This is a genomic window from Pelotomaculum terephthalicicum JT (assembly GCF_022410535.1).
In the GTDB taxonomy this organism is placed as follows: domain Bacteria; phylum Bacillota; class Desulfotomaculia; order Desulfotomaculales; family Pelotomaculaceae; genus Pelotomaculum_D; species Pelotomaculum_D terephthalicicum.
This window is the reverse complement of the sequence record NZ_JAKNBL010000002.1, coordinates 135,063-151,250: the sequence shown is the minus strand read 5'-3', so window position 1 is coordinate 151,250 and position 16,188 is coordinate 135,063. Positions and strand designations below refer to the sequence as shown.

16 protein-coding genes and 2 riboswitches are annotated in these 16,188 nt (G+C 52.0%); of the genes, 1 reads left to right on the top strand and 15 read right to left on the bottom strand.

All coding sequences use genetic code 11. The features are described 5' to 3' along the window. Positions 1–34: 34 nt before the first annotated feature. From grpE to L9W92_RS03010, 12 genes are all read right to left on the bottom strand, one after another. A complete protein-coding gene (gene grpE, locus L9W92_RS03065; RefSeq protein WP_240082277.1) occupies positions 35–646 on the bottom strand; it encodes a nucleotide exchange factor GrpE in 612 nt (203 codons plus the stop codon). A 70-nt stretch (positions 647–716) separates the two neighbouring features. Then, positions 717–2,288 carry a TCP-1/cpn60 chaperonin family protein gene (locus L9W92_RS03060; protein WP_240082276.1) on the bottom strand — a complete coding sequence of 524 codons (1,572 nt, stop codon included), beginning with the start codon at positions 2,286–2,288 and terminating at the stop codon, positions 717–719. A 13-nt stretch (positions 2,289–2,301) separates the two neighbouring features. Then, the gene (gene hrcA, locus L9W92_RS03055) at positions 2,302–3,342 is read right to left on the bottom strand and encodes a heat-inducible transcriptional repressor HrcA (RefSeq protein WP_240082275.1); all 1,041 of its coding nucleotides are present in this window, start codon (positions 3,340–3,342) and stop codon (positions 2,302–2,304) included. A 124-nt stretch (positions 3,343–3,466) separates the two neighbouring features. Then, the gene (gene hemW, locus L9W92_RS03050) at positions 3,467–4,615 is read right to left on the bottom strand and encodes a radical SAM family heme chaperone HemW (RefSeq protein ID WP_240082274.1); all 1,149 of its coding nucleotides are present in this window, start codon (positions 4,613–4,615) and stop codon (positions 3,467–3,469) included. Between the two features lie 110 nt (positions 4,616–4,725). Then, entirely contained in the window at positions 4,726–6,531 is a 1,806-nt protein-coding gene (gene lepA, locus L9W92_RS03045; RefSeq protein ID WP_240082370.1) for a translation elongation factor 4, read from the bottom strand. A gap of 237 nt (positions 6,532–6,768) precedes the next feature. Then, entirely contained in the window at positions 6,769–7,719 is a 951-nt protein-coding gene (locus tag L9W92_RS03040) for an ABC transporter substrate-binding protein (RefSeq protein WP_240082273.1), read from the bottom strand. Between the two features lie 14 nt (positions 7,720–7,733). Further along, on the bottom strand, positions 7,734–8,528 hold the full coding sequence (locus L9W92_RS03035) for an ABC transporter ATP-binding protein (protein ID WP_240082272.1): 795 nt from the start codon (positions 8,526–8,528) through the stop codon (positions 7,734–7,736). Positions 8,529–8,537: 9 nt separating this feature from the next. Next, positions 8,538–9,605, bottom strand: a complete 1,068-nt coding sequence (locus L9W92_RS03030; RefSeq protein WP_240082271.1) for a FecCD family ABC transporter permease — start codon at positions 9,603–9,605, stop codon at positions 8,538–8,540. 13 nt (positions 9,606–9,618) lie between these two features. Further along, complete coding sequence (locus L9W92_RS03025) at positions 9,619–10,875, bottom strand: sirohydrochlorin cobaltochelatase (protein ID WP_240082270.1); 1,257 nt, start codon at positions 10,873–10,875, stop codon at positions 9,619–9,621. A gap of 115 nt (positions 10,876–10,990) precedes the next feature. Next, positions 10,991–11,257, bottom strand: a riboswitch (cobalamin riboswitch). Positions 11,258–11,547: 290 nt separating this feature from the next. Then, positions 11,548–11,738: riboswitch (cobalamin riboswitch) on the bottom strand. Positions 11,739–11,861: 123 nt separating this feature from the next. After that, positions 11,862–12,206 (bottom strand): hypothetical protein, encoded by a 345-nt coding sequence (locus L9W92_RS03020; RefSeq protein WP_240082269.1) that lies wholly within the window; start codon positions 12,204–12,206, stop codon positions 11,862–11,864. 29 nt (positions 12,207–12,235) lie between these two features. Further along, complete coding sequence (gene spoIIP / locus L9W92_RS03015) at positions 12,236–13,291, bottom strand: stage II sporulation protein P (RefSeq protein WP_240082268.1); 1,056 nt, start codon at positions 13,289–13,291, stop codon at positions 12,236–12,238. A 72-nt stretch (positions 13,292–13,363) separates the two neighbouring features. Beyond that, positions 13,364–13,702, bottom strand: coding sequence for a phage holin family protein (locus tag L9W92_RS03010; protein ID WP_240082267.1), 339 nt, complete (start codon positions 13,700–13,702; stop codon positions 13,364–13,366). 129 nt (positions 13,703–13,831) lie between these two features. Here L9W92_RS03010 and rpsT point away from each other — a divergent pair, with 129 nt between their 5' ends. After that, positions 13,832–14,098: a 30S ribosomal protein S20 gene (gene rpsT / locus L9W92_RS03005; RefSeq protein ID WP_240082266.1), complete on the top strand. Its 267-nt coding sequence runs from the start codon at positions 13,832–13,834 to the stop codon at positions 14,096–14,098. A 58-nt stretch (positions 14,099–14,156) separates the two neighbouring features. Here the strand turns inward: rpsT and holA are convergent, their stop codons facing one another. Genes holA through L9W92_RS02990 form a run of 3 tightly spaced genes read right to left on the bottom strand, consistent with a single transcriptional unit; the run spans position 14,157 to position 16,117 of the window. Further along, positions 14,157–15,203, bottom strand: a complete 1,047-nt coding sequence (gene holA, locus L9W92_RS03000; RefSeq protein ID WP_240082265.1) for a DNA polymerase III subunit delta — start codon at positions 15,201–15,203, stop codon at positions 14,157–14,159. Continuing rightward, positions 15,203–15,517, bottom strand: coding sequence for an MTH1187 family thiamine-binding protein (locus L9W92_RS02995; protein WP_240082264.1), 315 nt, complete (start codon positions 15,515–15,517; stop codon positions 15,203–15,205). The genes holA and L9W92_RS02995 overlap by 1 nt, the downstream gene beginning before the upstream one ends. 24 nt (positions 15,518–15,541) lie before the next feature. Next, positions 15,542–16,117 (bottom strand): DUF6657 family protein, encoded by a 576-nt coding sequence (locus L9W92_RS02990; protein ID WP_240082263.1) that lies wholly within the window; start codon positions 16,115–16,117, stop codon positions 15,542–15,544. Positions 16,118–16,188 lie beyond the last annotated feature (71 nt).

Genomic DNA, 16,188 nt, shown 5'->3' with positions numbered 1-16,188 from the left:
TTATCTTTATTATTAAAGTCCCATGCTAAATTTATTAAGATGATTTGGCAACTTTGACCATAGCCGGCCGGATTACCTTTTCTTTTAAATAATAACCGCGTTGAAATTCCTCAATTACCGTATTGTCCGGGTGTTCATCGGATTCTGCCTGCAGCACCGCCTCGTGCTTTGCCGGATCGAACTGCTCACCAACAGCTGGAATAGCCGCCAGCCCTTCGGCTTGCAGAACATCCTGCAGCTGCCGGTAAATCATTTCCACTCCGGCTTTATAACTCTCAATGGATTGACCTTCCGCCGCCAGAGCCCTGCCGAAATTGTCCAGCACCGGCAGCAACGCCACGATCAGCTGCTCGGAGGCATATTTAAAGAATTCTTCTTTCTCCTGGCGGGTTCTCCGCCTGTAGTTCTCATAGTCGGCCTGCACCCTGGCCAGGCGGTTGTAATAATCATCGGCGCGCGTCTTTTGCTCTTCCAATTGCGACCGTAAAGAGGCTAACTCACCATCCCCGTTTTTCTCCTCAATTGTGCCCGCGTCCTCCGCTACCGGGCCGTCGTCTGTTCCATTTTGCTTCGTTTCACCAGGTTCCACTTCCGGCTGATTTATTTTTACTTCCAGGTTCTCTTTAAATTCTTCTTCATGACTCACCTTACCCACACCTCGCAAAAAAGTATTCTCATTCTCCCATTCTGTCTTTTGACTACTGACTACTGCATAATCATTGATTAACGATGTCTTTATCGTGCATATCTTTTTCTTCCCGTTTTTTAATGATCGTGTCTATTCTCAAGATGGCTTCGGCCACTTCACCGGCCGCTTTCAGGGCATAGATTTTCACATTGGCCGGATCAACAACGCCCAGTTCATCCATATCGGCAACTTGCCCGCTGTCACAGTCAACCGCAAGGGAATGCTTGCCTGTTTCCACCTGGGCGGCAATGACGTCGCCCAGCTTCTCCAGCGGGTTGAATCCGGCGTTGGCCACAATTTGCGCCATGGGCCGCTTCAAGGCTTCAACCACGCAATCCACCCCGTATGCAGCCATTCCCCTGATCCCTTCTCTTACCTTCTCCACCTCGCGCGCCACCGCCAGTTCCATGGCCCCCCCGCCGGGGACCACACCCCCCTTGATAGCGGACTGGACGGAAGAAGCGGCGTCCTTGGCGATGCGCTCCCTTTCGCCGACCACCTCCGACGTGGCCGCGCCCACCAGCACGGTTGCCATGGGCTTTCCTTTGCCGCCCATTACCCATACCTGTTCCAGCTTTTCATCGCTGTACACCCTATCGGCGTAACCCAGGCATTTTTCCAGCTCATCAACCGCCTTTTTCAGGCCGGTGCGCTTGATCATTCTCGCGCCCGTCAGTTCCGACGCCTTGCGCAGTTCCTTGTTGGACACCCGCTGGACAACCATTATGCCATTGTCCGTGAGAATCTCTTCAGCCGCGTCGTCCACTCCGCGATCGACCAGAACCAGGCCAACTTGCAGGCCGGCTATTTTATTAATGTTATCTTTAAATTCAGCTTGTAGTTGCAGGTAACGGCTAAATCCCGCTTCGGTCCCTAAAGCCTCGTCTTCAATTTCCTCCGGCTCAAGGGCATCGTCAATCACCAGCACTTTTACCCGTTCCAGTTCCTTGGGCATCTGGCGGTTCATCCGCTCCTTGTTGATAATAACGCCCATAAAAACTTGATTTTCCGCCCCTTCTTCGGCAATAATAGTATCGGAAAATTTAAACGTGGGATCATCCCTGAGTTTGTCCTCACCTACCAACACCGCCGCCCGCACCACCAGATCGGCGATATCCCCATGCTCTCGTCCGGCCACCAGCGCCACCTGCCGGACCGCCGGGTCGCTTAGTCCTTCAACCGGGCGGGCTTGCTCAGACATTGCTTCAAGAGCTCTTTTCAAGCCGACACGCAATCCTTCAATTACCCGCGCCACGGGCACCCCTTTGGCAACCTGCTCAAAGCCGGCGCTGACCAGCGCTCCCGCCATCACCGTGGCCGTGGTGGTGCCGTCCCCGATCTCCTCCTGCTGCGCCTTGGCTATGTTAATCAGCATCCGCGCAGCGGGGTGATTGGCTTCCATCATTGTTAGTATCGTCACGCCATCGTTTGTTATTACCACGTCTCCAAATTTATCAACCAGCATGGTGTCCAGCCCCTTGGGCCCCAGGGTGCCTTCCACCGCTGACGCGATGGCCCGGATGGCATTGGAGTTGGTCATCAGGGCGGCCAGCTTTTCATCTACCTCAGAACCGGAAATTGCTTCCTTCTTTAAGCTCAAACAGGGTTCCCCCTCACTTTCGCACGCCCTGGATCATCCGCTCCAGAGTCCGGGAAAGGTATTTTGTCAAATAATCAACGACACTTACCACTTTGGCGTATTCCATCCTGGTGGGTCCCAGCACTCCAAGAGAACCCATCTTGCGGCCACGCACAGTGTAAGGGGCGGTAATCATGCTGCACTCCTTCATATCCCACTGGTCGATTTCCCCGCCGATCCGCACAGTCACACCCTCATCCTCGCCCCCGCCTTCCAGGATATTGCAAAGAAGTTTCTCTTGTTCCATGATGCTCAGCATGGTCTTAATCTTTTCCACGTTGTGGAATTCAGGCTGATTTAACATATTAAATACCCCGCCGAGGTATATTTTATCCTCGACTTCAAGCGTCAGGCTATCTTGGATTAATTCCATGACCATGTCCAGAACATTTTTATGCCTGGCGAGTTCGGAATAAATTTCCTTAATTAGATTCAATTTAATGCTTTTCATGGTAAGACCTTGAAGCTTGTCGTTCAGCACCCTGGATATCGTTTCCATGTCCAAAGCGGTGATGCTCTCCGGTATCTCGATCATCCTGTGCTGAACAGCGCCGTTATCCATAACGGCGATTACCATGGCCCGGGACTGATGCATATATACAATCTGGACATGTTTCAGACTGCTGATGCCAATGCGCGGCGTCAGCACCATCGCGGTATAATGAGTCAATTGGGAGAGAAGCAGGCCTGTTTTATGAATCACCTGCCCGACATCTCTCACCTTGGCTCTATATTCCCGCCTGATTAACTCTTCTTCTTCCTTCGATAATTCCTGCTTTCTCATTAAAAAGTCAACATAATAACGGTAGCCGAGTTCCGACGGAATACGGCCGGCCGAGGTGTAAGGCTGTTCGATAAACCCCTGATCCTCCAGGTCTGCCATTTCATTGCGTATTGTAGCCGGGCTTACCCCCAGCTTGTATTTTTTGGCGATGGTCCGGGAACCGACTGGCTCAGCGGTGGCAATGTAGTCGTGAACGACAGCTAACAGTACCTTTTGCTTACGGTCTTCCATTACTTTGCCGGACCTCCTTCTTGTTAGCACTCTACGTTATTGAGTGCTAAAAACCTCTAAATAAAAAATAGCACTACTATAACGAATTGTCAAGGGAATTGGTGAAAAGTATGCAAATATTTTACTAATAATGGCTGCATACAAATTCTTTAAAAACTTCATTACCGAGCGGCAGGCCTTTTGCAGTGAGGCGCAGGTATCCGTCCGCGAGCTCCACCAGTCCGGCTTCCCGCAAAGAAGTTATTTCCACCCGGTAAATATCCTCCGCCCGCCGGCCGAAGCGGTGGTAAAAAGCTTCCAGGTGAACTCCCTTGAGCAGCCGCAAGCCCAGAAACATGGTCTCGGCCATCTCATGCCGGACGATTGCGGCATCTCTTGCTGCCACCGGCAATTTCCCCTGGGCAAGACTGCCGGCGTAGCCCTTTATAGTGGAATCATTGGCGAAACGTTCACCTTGCAGGTAAGAATGCGCGGCCGGACCGATGCCCAGGTAAGACTGATTAAGCCAATAGTTCAGATTGTGAACCGACTCCCGTCCGGACCGGGCAAAATTGGAAATCTCATAATGAACATAGTCCCGCCCGGTCAAATAATCAATTGCCGTCTGATACATGAACAGTTCCAGATCTTCAGAACAAGGCTCAAGCCCGCCGCTGGACACCGCCTGTTCCAGAGGTGTTCCCGCCTCCAGCTGAAGCCCGTAGGCCGCTATGTGCTCCGGGCCTAGAGCAGTAGCCTGGTCCAGTGATTCCAACCAGTCTTCTCCGGTTTGACCCGGAATTCCGTAGATCAGGTCCAGATTCAGGTTTTCAAACCCGGCCTCCCTGGCCGCGCGGACAGCCCCGGCGGCTTCGGCGGCGGTATGGACACGCCCCAGCACCGCCAATATGTTATCCTGAAAAGCCTGCACCCCCAGGCTGAGCCTGTTCACCCCACCCTTCCGCAGCAGCGCCAGGGACCTGCGGCCAACCGTTCCCGGATTAGCCTCCACAGTTATCTCACACCCCGGCGGCAAGTGGAAATTTTTATTTACCTTTTCCAACACGGAAAGCAATTTTTCAACCGGCAGGCAGGTAGGTGTCCCGCCGCCGATAAAAACACTGGTGAGTATTTTATCATGTTCCGGTAAAATACCGCCATACATTTCTATCTCCTTAAACAAAGAATCCAGGTAGATTCCGGCTGCCCCTTTCGTATAAGGATAAGAAATAAAATCGCAATAACGGCACTTTCTAACACAAAACGGAACATGGATATATAAACCAAGGGTCATTGTCCGGACACCTCTAGTCGTTCAGAAGTCAGAATTCAGGAGTCAGAATTCAGAATAATTCGGGACAGTAAACCATTTTTTTATTCTGAATCCTGGCTCCTAACTCCTGACTACTTTTCAATGCTTAAGACCGCCATAAAGGCCTCCTGCGGTATTTCGACATTGCCAACCTGCTTCATCCGCTTTTTGCCTTCTTTTTGTTTCTCCAGCAGCTTGCGTTTGCGGGTGATGTCTCCGCCGTAGCACTTGGCCAGCACATTCTTACGCACCGCTTTCACTGTTTCCCGGGCGATAATACGGTTGCCGATGGTGGCTTGAATCGGGACTTCAAAGAGGTGGCGCGGAATCAGCCCCCGCAGTTTTTCCACCAGCTGACGGCCCCGGTAATAAGCCTTATCATCGTGAATGATTACAGAAAGAGCGTCAAGCACTTCACCGGCAATCATGATATCCAGCTTAACCAGGTTTGATTCCTTATACCCGGACAACTCGTAATCAAGCGAGGCGTAGCCCCTTGTCCGCGACTTGAGTTGATCGAAGAAATCAAAAATAATCTCACTGAGCGGCAGGTTATAAGTCAAAATGACCCGGCCGGCGCTCATATATTCCATGTCGGCGAAAGTGCCGCGCCGCTCCTGGCACAATTCCATCACCGCGCCCACATAATCTTTCGGACACATGATGAGCGCCTTGACAAAAGGTTCCTCAATTATTTCCACTTTGCCGGCCGGCGGCATTTTGCTGGGGTTGTCGATTTCCATTACTTCCCCGGCAGTGGTGGTAACCCGGTAAACGACGTTCGGTGCGGTGGTAATCAAGTTCAGGCCGTACTCGCGCTCAAGCCGCTCCTGGATAATCTCCATGTGCAACAGGCCCAGAAAGCCGCAGCGAAAGCCGAAACCCAACGCCTCGGAAGTCTCCGGTTCATATAGCAAGGAAGCATCGTTTAGCTTGAGCTTTTCCAGCGCGTCTTTCAGATCGTCATATTGTATGTTGTCCACGGGGTATAAGCCACAGTAAACCATCGGGGTGACCTTGCGGTAGCCGGGCAGCGGCACCGCAGCCGGGCGCCGGGCGTCCGTAACCGTGTCCCCTACCCGGCAGTCCTTGACGTTTTTTATGCCGGCAGCGATAAAACCCACCTCGCCGGTGCGCAGTTCACCGACAGAGAGGAGAGTGGGGCGGAATATTCCCGTTTCACTCACCTCAAACTCCCTGCCGGTAGCCATCATCTTAATCTGCATACCCTTAGTTACTATGCCCTCCATGACGCGAATATAGGCGATAACTCCCTTATAGGGATCGTAGTGGGAATCGAAAACCAGCGCCTTTAAGGAAGCCCCGGTCTGACCACCGGGCGGGGGTATTTTAGCCACAATTTGTTCAAGAATATCCCTAACACCGGTCCCGCTTTTAGCGGAAGCCAATATGCAGTCCGAAGCATCCAGACCGATCACATCTTCGATTTCCTGCTTCACTCTTTCCGGGTCCGCGCCGGGCAGGTCAATTTTATTAATGACAGGGATTATTTCCAGGTTGTGATCCATGGCCAGGTAAACATTGGCCAGCGTCTGGGCTTCGATTCCCTGGGCCGCGTCCACCACCAGCAGCGCGCCTTCACAGGCGGCCAGACTGCGGGACACCTCGTAGGAGAAGTCCACGTGGCCGGGGGTGTCAATCAGATTCAACTGGTATTCCCGGCCGTCCCCGGCCAGGTAATTCAAGCGCACGGCCTGCATCTTGATGGTAATGCCCCGCTCCCGCTCCAGGTCCATCTGGTCCAGCACCTGGTTGGTCATCTCCCGCTCGCTCAAGGCGCCGGTATATTCCAGCAGCCTGTCCGCCAAGGTGGACTTGCCGTGGTCAATATGAGCAATTATGCAGAAATTACGGATTCTATCTTTTTCCCACTCTATCAAAAAACTTCACTCCTTATTTCAAGCACAACTATATTATTATATCACCGGCGGAAATGGGCGGCAATTACCAAGGACTTCCCCCATTGAGGAAGTCCTTTATTTATATTAATTATTCATTATTAATTAACTCAATAATGTTATGTCAAATACGTGGCGCTATTTAACAGACCGGCCCTGTTTTCTACGCCGATCTTTTGCAATATGTTCCGATTTGGTAATATTCAGTATTCAGATTTATATATTTTTAAAGCAATCCGGATACAGGATCCGTCCGAGCGCGGTAATGCCGTCCAATAACCGCATGGTGGGGCGTGATACCACCGCTTCGTCTACCAGGTAAACCTGATGTTCCCGGACGGCCTTGATGACCTGGTAACCGGGCCGCAGGTATATTTCTTCCTCCCTGACCTTGTTCATTTCACCTTTTTGCGCAATGTACACGTCAATATCCCGGGCACTGGCGAGAAGCCGTTCCTGACCATAGGAGGCTATGGTGCTGCCCTGTTTAACCGCGGGCGCGTCCGCCGCCACGTTGACGGCGCCGGCCTTTTCCAGGACAAAAGCGGCATTGGAATCCGGCGTGCAGGTGGTTATGTCCTTGGTCGTCTCAAAGAACACTTTTTTTCGCTCCTGCCAGGGTACCCCGGCCACTAATTCCTCAACCGTCTTTAGGCGGCTGTTGAATTCGGCTGCCAGCCCAGCGGCTTCTTGCTCCTTACCGGTCAGCCGACCCAGTTTTTGCAGGTACAGAAGAAATTGATCAATGTTCTCCGGGTACAGAACCGCGACGGGAATACCGGCCATCTCCAATTTTGCTATAAAATCCGGGTAATTGTTGGCTATGAAAGTCCTGGCAAGCACCAAGTCCGGCCCGGCCGCTATGATCTTTTCAGCGTCTTCCCGGAAGCTGTAGGAGGGTTTTGCCAGGGCGGCCGGCGGGTAGGTCTCGCTGTCGGACACCCCGATAATCTCTTCGTCCAGCCCGAGGGAAAAGAGATTCTCCGTATGCGCGGCGTAAAGCGAGATGATCCTCCGGGCCGGTTCCTCCAACCTGACCTCCTTGCCCAGGTCGTCCACCACCACCAGGTTGTCGGGCGCCGGAGCAGTCCGGGTTTGGCCGCATCCGGCCAATGCGGCACTCAGGGTAATGATAAAAAAAATAAACATCATTCCGGATCTCTTCATTCATCTTTCTCCTTTCATCCCGAATCGGGCAGCAAAGTTAAATGATACTTGCCGGTAACCGGATGTTTGTCTATCTCCACTTGCACATTAAAAATCTGCTTGATCACTTTTTCGTTAAAAACAAGGTCTCCGGGACCTTCGCAAGCTACCTGCCCTTTTTCCATGTATATAAAATAATCGCAGAACATCCCGGCAAGGTTCAAATCGTGCAGCGCGGCAATGACCGTCACGCCTTGCCTCGTGTTCAACCTTTTAATCAGTTTAAGCAAATCTATCTTGTGGGAAATGTCCAGATTTGACGTAGCCTCATCCAAAAACAGCACTTGCGGCGTCTGGGCCAGGGCGCGGGCCAGAATCACCCGCTGGCGCTCCCCGCCGCTCAGGCTGGTAACGGCCTTTTCGGCATAGTCCAAAACCCCGCAATGTTCCATACAGCTGTAAACAATCCCCAGGTCTTCGTCAGTAAGCCTGCCCAGCCGGCCCAGGTGGGGTTTGCGCCCCATCATGACAACTTCCAGCACGGTAAAGGGAAAGTTGATGGAGCAGTCCTGGGGCACAACGGCGAAACTGCGGGCAATATGCCGGCGGCGGTAAAACCGCAGCTCCCTGCCCTGCCAAAAGACACGTCCGGCGGAAGGCTTCAGCACCCCGCACATAACGTTGATCAGGGTGGTCTTGCCGCTGCCGTTGGGCCCGAGCACGCCGTAAAAGCCCCCTTCCCGGATGTCCAGGCTGACTGTCTGCAGGGCGGGGTGCTTTCCGTAACACAAAGTCAAGTTGTCGGTCTTGATCAGCACCGTTTTTTCCAAAGTGTCCTCCTAAAACATCTGGCTTTTTGCCCTCATTTTGAAAATATAGCAGAAAAATGGCCCGCCGAGCAGGGTGGTCAGGACCCCCACCGGGATTTCCGTGGCCAGCAGGTTTCTGGCGATGGTATCCGCTCCGCTTAGCAACAGGGCCCCTCCCACCGCTGATACCGGGATCAGGATCCGGTGATCAGGCCCCACCAGCATACGCATCAGGTGAGGGACGATCAGCCCCACAAAGCCGACGATGCCGGAAACCGAAACGCAGGCTGCGGTAATCAAAGAGCAAGTGACCAGGAGGATGGTAATGACTTTGCCGTCATCGACCCCCAATTGTCTGGCCGCATTGCTCCCCAGGCTCAGGACATTGAGGTCGTCGGCGTAATAGCAGCAGATCAAAAGGCCGGCCAAGACCGGGAGCAGGCATAAAAAAACGTGATGCCAGCCCCGGGAGGCAAAGCTTCCCATCAGCCAGAAGACAATTGAGCCGACTCCTTCGCCGGCCATACTCTTCAGAAAACTGATGGCCGCAGAAAGTATGGCGCTGACAATAACCCCCGCAAGGATCAGGTTGGTGACCGCCAGGGTGCCGTTAACCAGGGCGAGCCCGTATACGGCTCCCAGAGCCAGAAGAGCCCCTGCCAGGGCAAACAGGGGCACTGTCAGCATACCCAAGCCGCCGGGCAGGAAGATGCCGAAGAATATGGCCAGAGCGGCCCCGAAAGCCGCGCCGGTGGATACGCCGAGGGTATAGGGGTCGGCCAGGGGGTTCATTAGGAGCCCCTGGAAGACTGCCCCGGCGGTGGCCAAACCGGCCCCCACCAGGACAGCAGTCAAGATCCTGGGCAGCCTGATCTCCAGTATTACCGCCCGGTGGATATCGTCCAAACCGGCAAGCGCCGTGCCGTCGGCGGTCAAAGATGAAAAAATGATTCTGGCTATCTCCCAGGGCGGTATTTTAATGACGCCCGAGCCAGTAAAGATCAGACAGCCGGCGGTCAGGAGCACAGCCAGGACAAGTAAGACAAGCAGCCTTTGCTTTTCCTTTTTTCGTTGGACCAGAATTAATTTGCTTTGCATTTGAACCTTTCATTTATTTGTTAAATATATTGATGTTGCCGTCGGCATCCCAGTTAACCGAATAGCCAAGTCGCTTGCTGAAAAAGGACAGCGGAATCATCGTCGAGCCGTTGTTGGCTGCCTGGCATTCGGCATCCAACGCGGTTTCCACGCCGTTTACCAGCGCATAGCCGCTGCCGGGCCGGAAGGACACCGTCAGGCCACTTTTTTCAGCCACTGCCGCCCCCTCGTTTTCATCCCACGAAACACTAAAGCCCATGGCTTCAAAGGTTGGTCTCATCTGGGCCATGATCAAATCACCATCGGCGCGCGGGGGCTCGCTGTAGGCAATTTTTTCACCGTTAACCCGCACTTCCGCGTCCTTCAGGCTTTTCTCATCCAATTCCGCCATAGCCGCGGCCAGGTGTTTTACGAATATATCCACGATTGCTTTGTTCTCCAGAAGCCCCTTGAGCTGGGTATCGGTTTCATATCCGAGTCTGTTCAGCTGGGATTTCCAGGAGTCCTCCTCATCGCCGTCCAGGTCGTTCAGGGCATGGTCGCCGGCAATGTTCATAAAGGGTATCAAGGTTGCTCTTTTAACTCCGGACGCCGCCAGGTCTTTCTTCACTTCCTCCAGGCTGGGATAGCCTTCCACCGTGCCTAAAAACACATTCTTATACTCGTGCCGCAAAATATCGTTAAGCTTCCCGTAAGCGGAAGCGGAAGGGTGTTCGCTGCCGTGTCCCATCAGGACCACGGCGTTCGATGCGGTATCGGCGGGAAACTGGGAAGCGATGGCCTCCGACGCATCAACATAGTCCGCGTGGTGATAGAGAAGGGGTCTGCCCAGGGACATTTTCCTGGGGCCAAATTCACCCTCCGGCGTCTGAAGCGTCAGAAAACTGTTGACGACCTCCAGGAGATCGCTATATTCCTGTCCCGGGAAAATATGGTCCGACTGCACCACAACTTTCCCGTAACCCTCCGCTCTCAACTTGGACAATGCGGTGAAGGGAGCGTCGACAATCCGTCCGCCCCGCTTGGCTATTTTATCCCTGATGAGTTTTGAGGTGTAGGCCCAACGCACTTCAACCCCGGGGAAAGCATCCTTGACAGCTTGCTCCAGGTTGTTGTATGCCGGCATTGCGGACTGGACGCCTGTCCCGAAGGTAACCAGCAGAATGGCCTTTTTTTCTTTTTCGCTCTCTCCGGCCATCGCCGGCGCCACAGACAATAATACCAGGGAAACAATGAATATACCCATGATAAGCCTTTTGATACCTTGCATAAAGTCTCTCCTCCCTAACTCTGTTTAATATTGGAAAATTATTTAAATATTAACTAGGGAGGAAATATTGATTTTGCCAGGTACAACCCCAACACCCCCTTATCCGCGTAAGGTCCAACGCTGGGGAAAACAGGCAGGTTTCCTGGCTCCGGTTCATCGCTTGCCTTACGCCTTCCCGGGCAAAACCCAGTGGCAAAAGAGTGGGGGACATTCCTTCGTGAAATCGTCGAGGAAAAAGGAATTTCCCCAAAACCGACGGTTTGCTCCTTCATTAAGTAAGACAGCTCTCCGTTACAGTGGCGGGACCGCGCCGGATTCACACCGGCTTCCCTTTTAACTCCCGTCCATCACAGGACGGGGCACCTGTTTTCCTAACTAAAAAAAATGAACGCCTTATCTCACATCACATAAAGCTGCAACTGCCGCCATTATCAAAGCTGCTCTTGGCTGGATGAAGTTTAAGTTTGTATTTCTTAAAACTTAGTATTAAAAAATGTTTCAGGGTAAAGGATTATTGGAACCCTGGCAAGGAGGACTTAATGAGGGCAGTATATCGAAAATTCAGGTATAGGGATGTAGAAAAACCCGGCTTTTCCGTAAAAGCCGGGTTTTAAAAGGCCTCACACCTTTATATATAGCACCCTCTAAGCACAAACCTTTCCACGGAAGGCAATACTTAATTTTGCCCAGGCAGGTATCCTGACTCGTGGCTCAAAGCGCATCTCCCGCCTTCCCAGGCTATCAAAAACCAGTGGCATTTTGGGAACTGCTCCCCACTTACAGTGGCCGGACCGTCCGGGATTCACACCCGGTTCCCTTTTCATCCCCGATATACCGGGGATACCTAAACAATTATTTAATTAAAAGTATACTAACACCGTTTAACTGCTTTGTCCACCATGCTTTTGAAAAAATATTCAGCCATGAACTAAAATAACCCCTGCCAAGGGGTTACCGTTTGTTTTCATCAATATCTTCTCTTATCTTTAGCCCTTTTCCCGGACGCTTTCAAAAGGCAGGGTCTGGAACCAATGTTCTAATCCTTTTTCTATCTGAAGCACGCGTGGTATAATATCTGAGAGGAACTTGTCCCGGAATGCTGCGGCGTTATTATTAGAGGACATTAAGATTTCGCCGCATTTGTTTTCAATAAGGCGGTAATATTTATCCGGCCTTTTCACAACAAGGTTTTCCCCCATGATTTCCAAACGATAAACGTCTGCTCCCGCGTTTTCAAACCGGATAGCCTGTACCGGTACATCAGGTGCGACGATTTCGTTAAAATTGGCCAGCGTGTAAGCGCTTCCTATAGCTACTGCAGCAATTGACATTAAAACTACGCACTTATATTTTGTCCAGGTCACGATATCACCTTACTCTCTTCCATAATCACCCGGGCTACCGCATCTGCAAACAGAACCGCTGAGCGTACCGCCTCTTCCACTGAATTTTTTGACGTGCCTATTTCCACCAGCACCGCGTGAGGGTGAAGATACTGGTTATAATTGCTGGTCTTCACTCTGACACCCAGGGAAAGCCCCGGATACATCTTATTTGTTTCTGCCGAGAGCTTTGCAGCGAAGGCATAGTTCGACGACATGCGGGCGCCGGTGATGAAAAGAAGCGGCGCCACGTTCTCACCGTTAATTTTCACCAGACTTTGCTCACGCGATTTCGCGGCGTCGCGGTGAATGTCAAAAACAACCCTGGCCTCAGGGTTGGCGGCCAGCATTTCCTTTAAGGTTTTTTCCGACTCAAGATAGGAAGCGTTATAGTCGGCATCATGAATACGGTCCGAGCGCGCCACTTTAATGCCGTACTTGCTCTCCAGGGTTTCCTGCAACGCCGCGGCCACGGTCACAATTCCGCCTTGCCTGCCGTCCAGCCTTTCTGCCCGGTCAGTCATGCTGTATGTCTCTCCGGTGTGCGTGTTATAGATTATCACCAGAATTTCTCCAGGCAGCGTGGAGGTTTGAGCCGCCGGAGCATTGTCAACCGGATGAGCGCCACCTGACCTGCTTACAGCTACCGCTCCCGGCGGCGCCGACATAACCAGCACCGGCATTTGTGATTTTAAAACCGCGGCAGGACTGCTCATATCAACCCGGACAACAACACCCAGGGAATCCAGCAGCGATTGGGACAGGCTGCCGGAGCAGGAATCCTCTTCAAAACCGCTCCAGCACAGCACCGGCAGGGCGCCTTGAAGTATTTTCAACGGTTCACGCTGGTAAAAAACCGCTATGACTCCTTCCGGTATTTTATCCACGGTTTCTTTGAGCGCAGTCAAGGCTGCAGCGCCTGTTATCCGGGAAAATAATAACAGCAGCATTGACAGCAATCCGGCGAGGGCGATAAATCTGCAGACGTGATCAATGCGCGCGTAGCGGAACCGGGCGGCGTGCACCGGGTACATAAAAACCCCCCCCTCCAGGAATCGTCCATTAATTCTATGTTCCGGAGGAAGGGTTTATGAAGGTCGTCTCTGTTAACGTATGACAGTCGGTACAAAAGCATCAATAAGTCCGACAATAAATGCGGAAATCAACGCGCCGAGCAGATTCACACTGAGCAGCGTAGGAATAATAAACTGCGCCAGGTAAATTACCACTGCCGCCGTAATAAAACCGACAAGACCCCTGTTTCTGGGAGAAATACGTTCACCCAGGAGGGCTTCAGCGATGTAACCCAGTACGGCAATCACCACCGCCGCAATTAAAGCCCCGACGAACCCTCCGCTCACCACGAAGCCGGGTGAGAGCCAGCTTACTACAATTAAAACAAGTGCTGAAACGACAAACCTGATTACTAATCCGAGCCATTGCATCCTCAAATCACCCCCTATCTTATTCAATTACCTGTATTTTTGCCCGAAATTTGAAAGTATATACCAGTCGCGCTTGCATTTTTTCACCACGCATGGTAAAATTGGTCCCGTTGGGGGGTGAGGATAAACATGCCGAACATTAAATCAGCAGCAAAAAGAGCCGAAATTATCCGTTTACGGACATTACGCAACACACGGATCAAATCGGCGCTGCGCACTACTATCAGAAAGTTCGAAGGAGCCCTGGGCGCAACCAATGCTGAAGAAGCCGGCACAAAGCTTCGCAATGCCGTGAAAGCAATTGACAAAGCCGTAACAAAAGGCATTTTACATAAAAATGCAGCGTCACGCAAAAAATCACGTCTGATGAAGAAATTCAATAAACTGATGGGTTAAACGGAAAAACCACCCTATGCGGTCAAGGGTGGTTTTATTGTTCGCACCTGAAACAGGACTACAGGCAAAGTTTTAACAAATACGTCTCAATCGCCGGGTAAAACTCCTGCCGCCCGGTTTTTACCGCTGACTCCAATTCCGACAGGGATTCAAAAACGCCAATTAACAGGTTCTGCTCAAAATTGCGACATTGCGTGGCAATTTTTTTATAAACAAATGGCTGTATTTTTAGCCTTCCGTAGATTTCCCGGGCCGGACAGCCCCGCCCGGTTAAGTCGCTCACCTGCAGCAGCAGGCGGAACTGCCTGGTGATCATCGCCAGCAAGCGGAGCGGAGGTTCTTTCGCCGCCAGCAATTCTTTTATGCCTGCCAGCGCTTCCCCGCATCGCTTGCCGCCGATCGCATCGACAATGGCAAAAATATTGTCATCCACTCCGGGCGTGGACACCCGGCGCACATCCGTCAGAGTGATCACTTCGCGCCCGGCTGTGTAGTTGATTAACTTGTCCAGTTCCATTACCAGATTTTGCAGCGACGGGCCAACAGACTCCAGGAAAGCGTCTCCCGCTCCCGTTTCGAATTTTTTGCCGGCCGCGCCGGCTTTTTGCGCCAGCCAGCGGCCCAGTTCCGCCTTTTTGAGGAAATTAAAATCGATTGCCCGCCCGTTCTTTTTAATTAAACGAAATATTTTTTTGCGCTTATCCACCGGCTCACCGGTGGTAAAAACAAGGCAGGTTGAAGTCAGCGGGTTCTCCAGGTAATTCAGCAACGTCTGTTCTTTTTCCGGTACTTTCGTTTCCTCCCCCGTTTCCGCGACTGGCTCGCCGGCCCGTCTGGCCTTGAAGAAAAGAGGATTCCTGACCACCACCAGGCGCTTATCAGAAAAAAAAGGGAGCGTCTCCGCCCTTGCCGCTATATCCACCGGGTTTACCGCTTCGCCGTCAACCAGGTCATAGTTCAGGGCGGACTCGCCGCCCTGAACAAAATAGTCCTTAAAACGTGCAACAGCCTGCTCCCGCAAGTAGGTCTCTTCCCCGTAAAACAGATAAACCGGGGCAACTACTCCCCGTTCAAGGCTGTTTAAAAGCTCAATAAAATATTGCATTACTGTTGCCCCTGTCTCAGTCTGGCCTCAACCGCCGCCACTTTACCGGCCATAGTCAACTTTTTGTCCCGCCGGTCGTCAACGCGGACAGTGGTGACCACTCTTTCGACACCCTTTGTGAAAGGATGCTCGTGCATCCTCCGGACCACCTCCAAAACGCGGTCCAGTTCCCCTTCTATGACAGTACCCATGGGGTTAAGCTGATAGGTGATTCCTTCAGCGCTGTCAAGTATCGCGATACATCCCGCCACATACTCGCTCAGACTGGGCGACGGCGTGCCTACAGGGACAATGCTTACCTCCGCAACGGCCATATTTACCACCCCACTTTGCGTAATTTAATTGAACTTTCGCAATAAATCTTTCTGTTCCCCCAGCACGCTTATATACTGGTCGTTTAAACGGCTAAGCGCTTTCATCCATTCTTCCCGGAAACCCGGTTGCTTTTCCGGATCGATATTTACTTTCCCCCCGGTCATTTTACCCACAGCCGCCTTGATCTTCGCGCCATAATCATCCTTGAACCGGCTGTAAGCCTGCGCCAGGGCCTGCTCGTAATACTTAAAGAGGTGCTCCAGCCGGCCAAAAACTTCCCCCACCGCCCGTTTATCCTCTTTGATTAGCAGCAGCCCTTCCATCGCCTTCTTGTTTTTCTCCCGGGAAGATTTGTCCGCGGGCGGCAGGATGTTGTTCAAAAAGGTTTCCTGCATGCCTTCGATTATGTACTTTTTATAATTATCGGAGTGCTTGCCGATTTCAGCGAAAATATCGTAATTGATTTCCTTTAGGTAATTAGCGGCTATAGCTCTTCCCACAGGCAGGTACTCCAGCCGGTCGATTTCCGGGCGGGGCACTTCTTTCCTTTGCTGGAAACGTTCCATGGCCATTTCGTAAGCTGATTTAATCTTGTCCAAGGCAAACCCCTCCTCACCGTACAATTATTATATCTTTCTTGATTTTTCAGGTCAAACGCCGGGAAATTCAA

What these genes read in the sequence shown, in the direction of transcription:
- hrcA (WP_240082275.1), bottom strand. Translation starts at nt 3,342, where the DNA reads ATGGAAGACCGTAAGCAAAAGGTACTGTTAGCTGTCGTTCACGACTAC.
- hemW (WP_240082274.1), bottom strand. Translation starts at nt 4,615, where the DNA reads ATGACCCTTGGTTTATATATCCATGTTCCGTTTTGTGTTAGAAAGTGC.
- L9W92_RS03040 (WP_240082273.1), bottom strand. Translation starts at nt 7,719, where the DNA reads ATGAAGAGATCCGGAATGATGTTTATTTTTTTTATCATTACCCTGAGT.
- L9W92_RS03030 (WP_240082271.1), bottom strand. Translation starts at nt 9,605, where the DNA reads ATGCAAAGCAAATTAATTCTGGTCCAACGAAAAAAGGAAAAGCAAAGG.
- L9W92_RS03025 (WP_240082270.1), bottom strand. Translation starts at nt 10,875, where the DNA reads ATGCAAGGTATCAAAAGGCTTATCATGGGTATATTCATTGTTTCCCTG.
- L9W92_RS03020 (WP_240082269.1), bottom strand. Translation starts at nt 12,206, where the DNA reads ATGTCAATTGCTGCAGTAGCTATAGGAAGCGCTTACACGCTGGCCAAT.
- spoIIP (WP_240082268.1), bottom strand. Translation starts at nt 13,291, where the DNA reads ATGTACCCGGTGCACGCCGCCCGGTTCCGCTACGCGCGCATTGATCAC.
- L9W92_RS03010 (WP_240082267.1), bottom strand. Translation starts at nt 13,702, where the DNA reads ATGCAATGGCTCGGATTAGTAATCAGGTTTGTCGTTTCAGCACTTGTT.
- rpsT (WP_240082266.1), top strand. Translation starts at nt 13,832, where the DNA reads ATGCCGAACATTAAATCAGCAGCAAAAAGAGCCGAAATTATCCGTTTA.
- holA (WP_240082265.1), bottom strand. Translation starts at nt 15,203, where the DNA reads ATGCAATATTTTATTGAGCTTTTAAACAGCCTTGAACGGGGAGTAGTT.
- L9W92_RS02995 (WP_240082264.1), bottom strand. Translation starts at nt 15,517, where the DNA reads ATGGCCGTTGCGGAGGTAAGCATTGTCCCTGTAGGCACGCCGTCGCCC.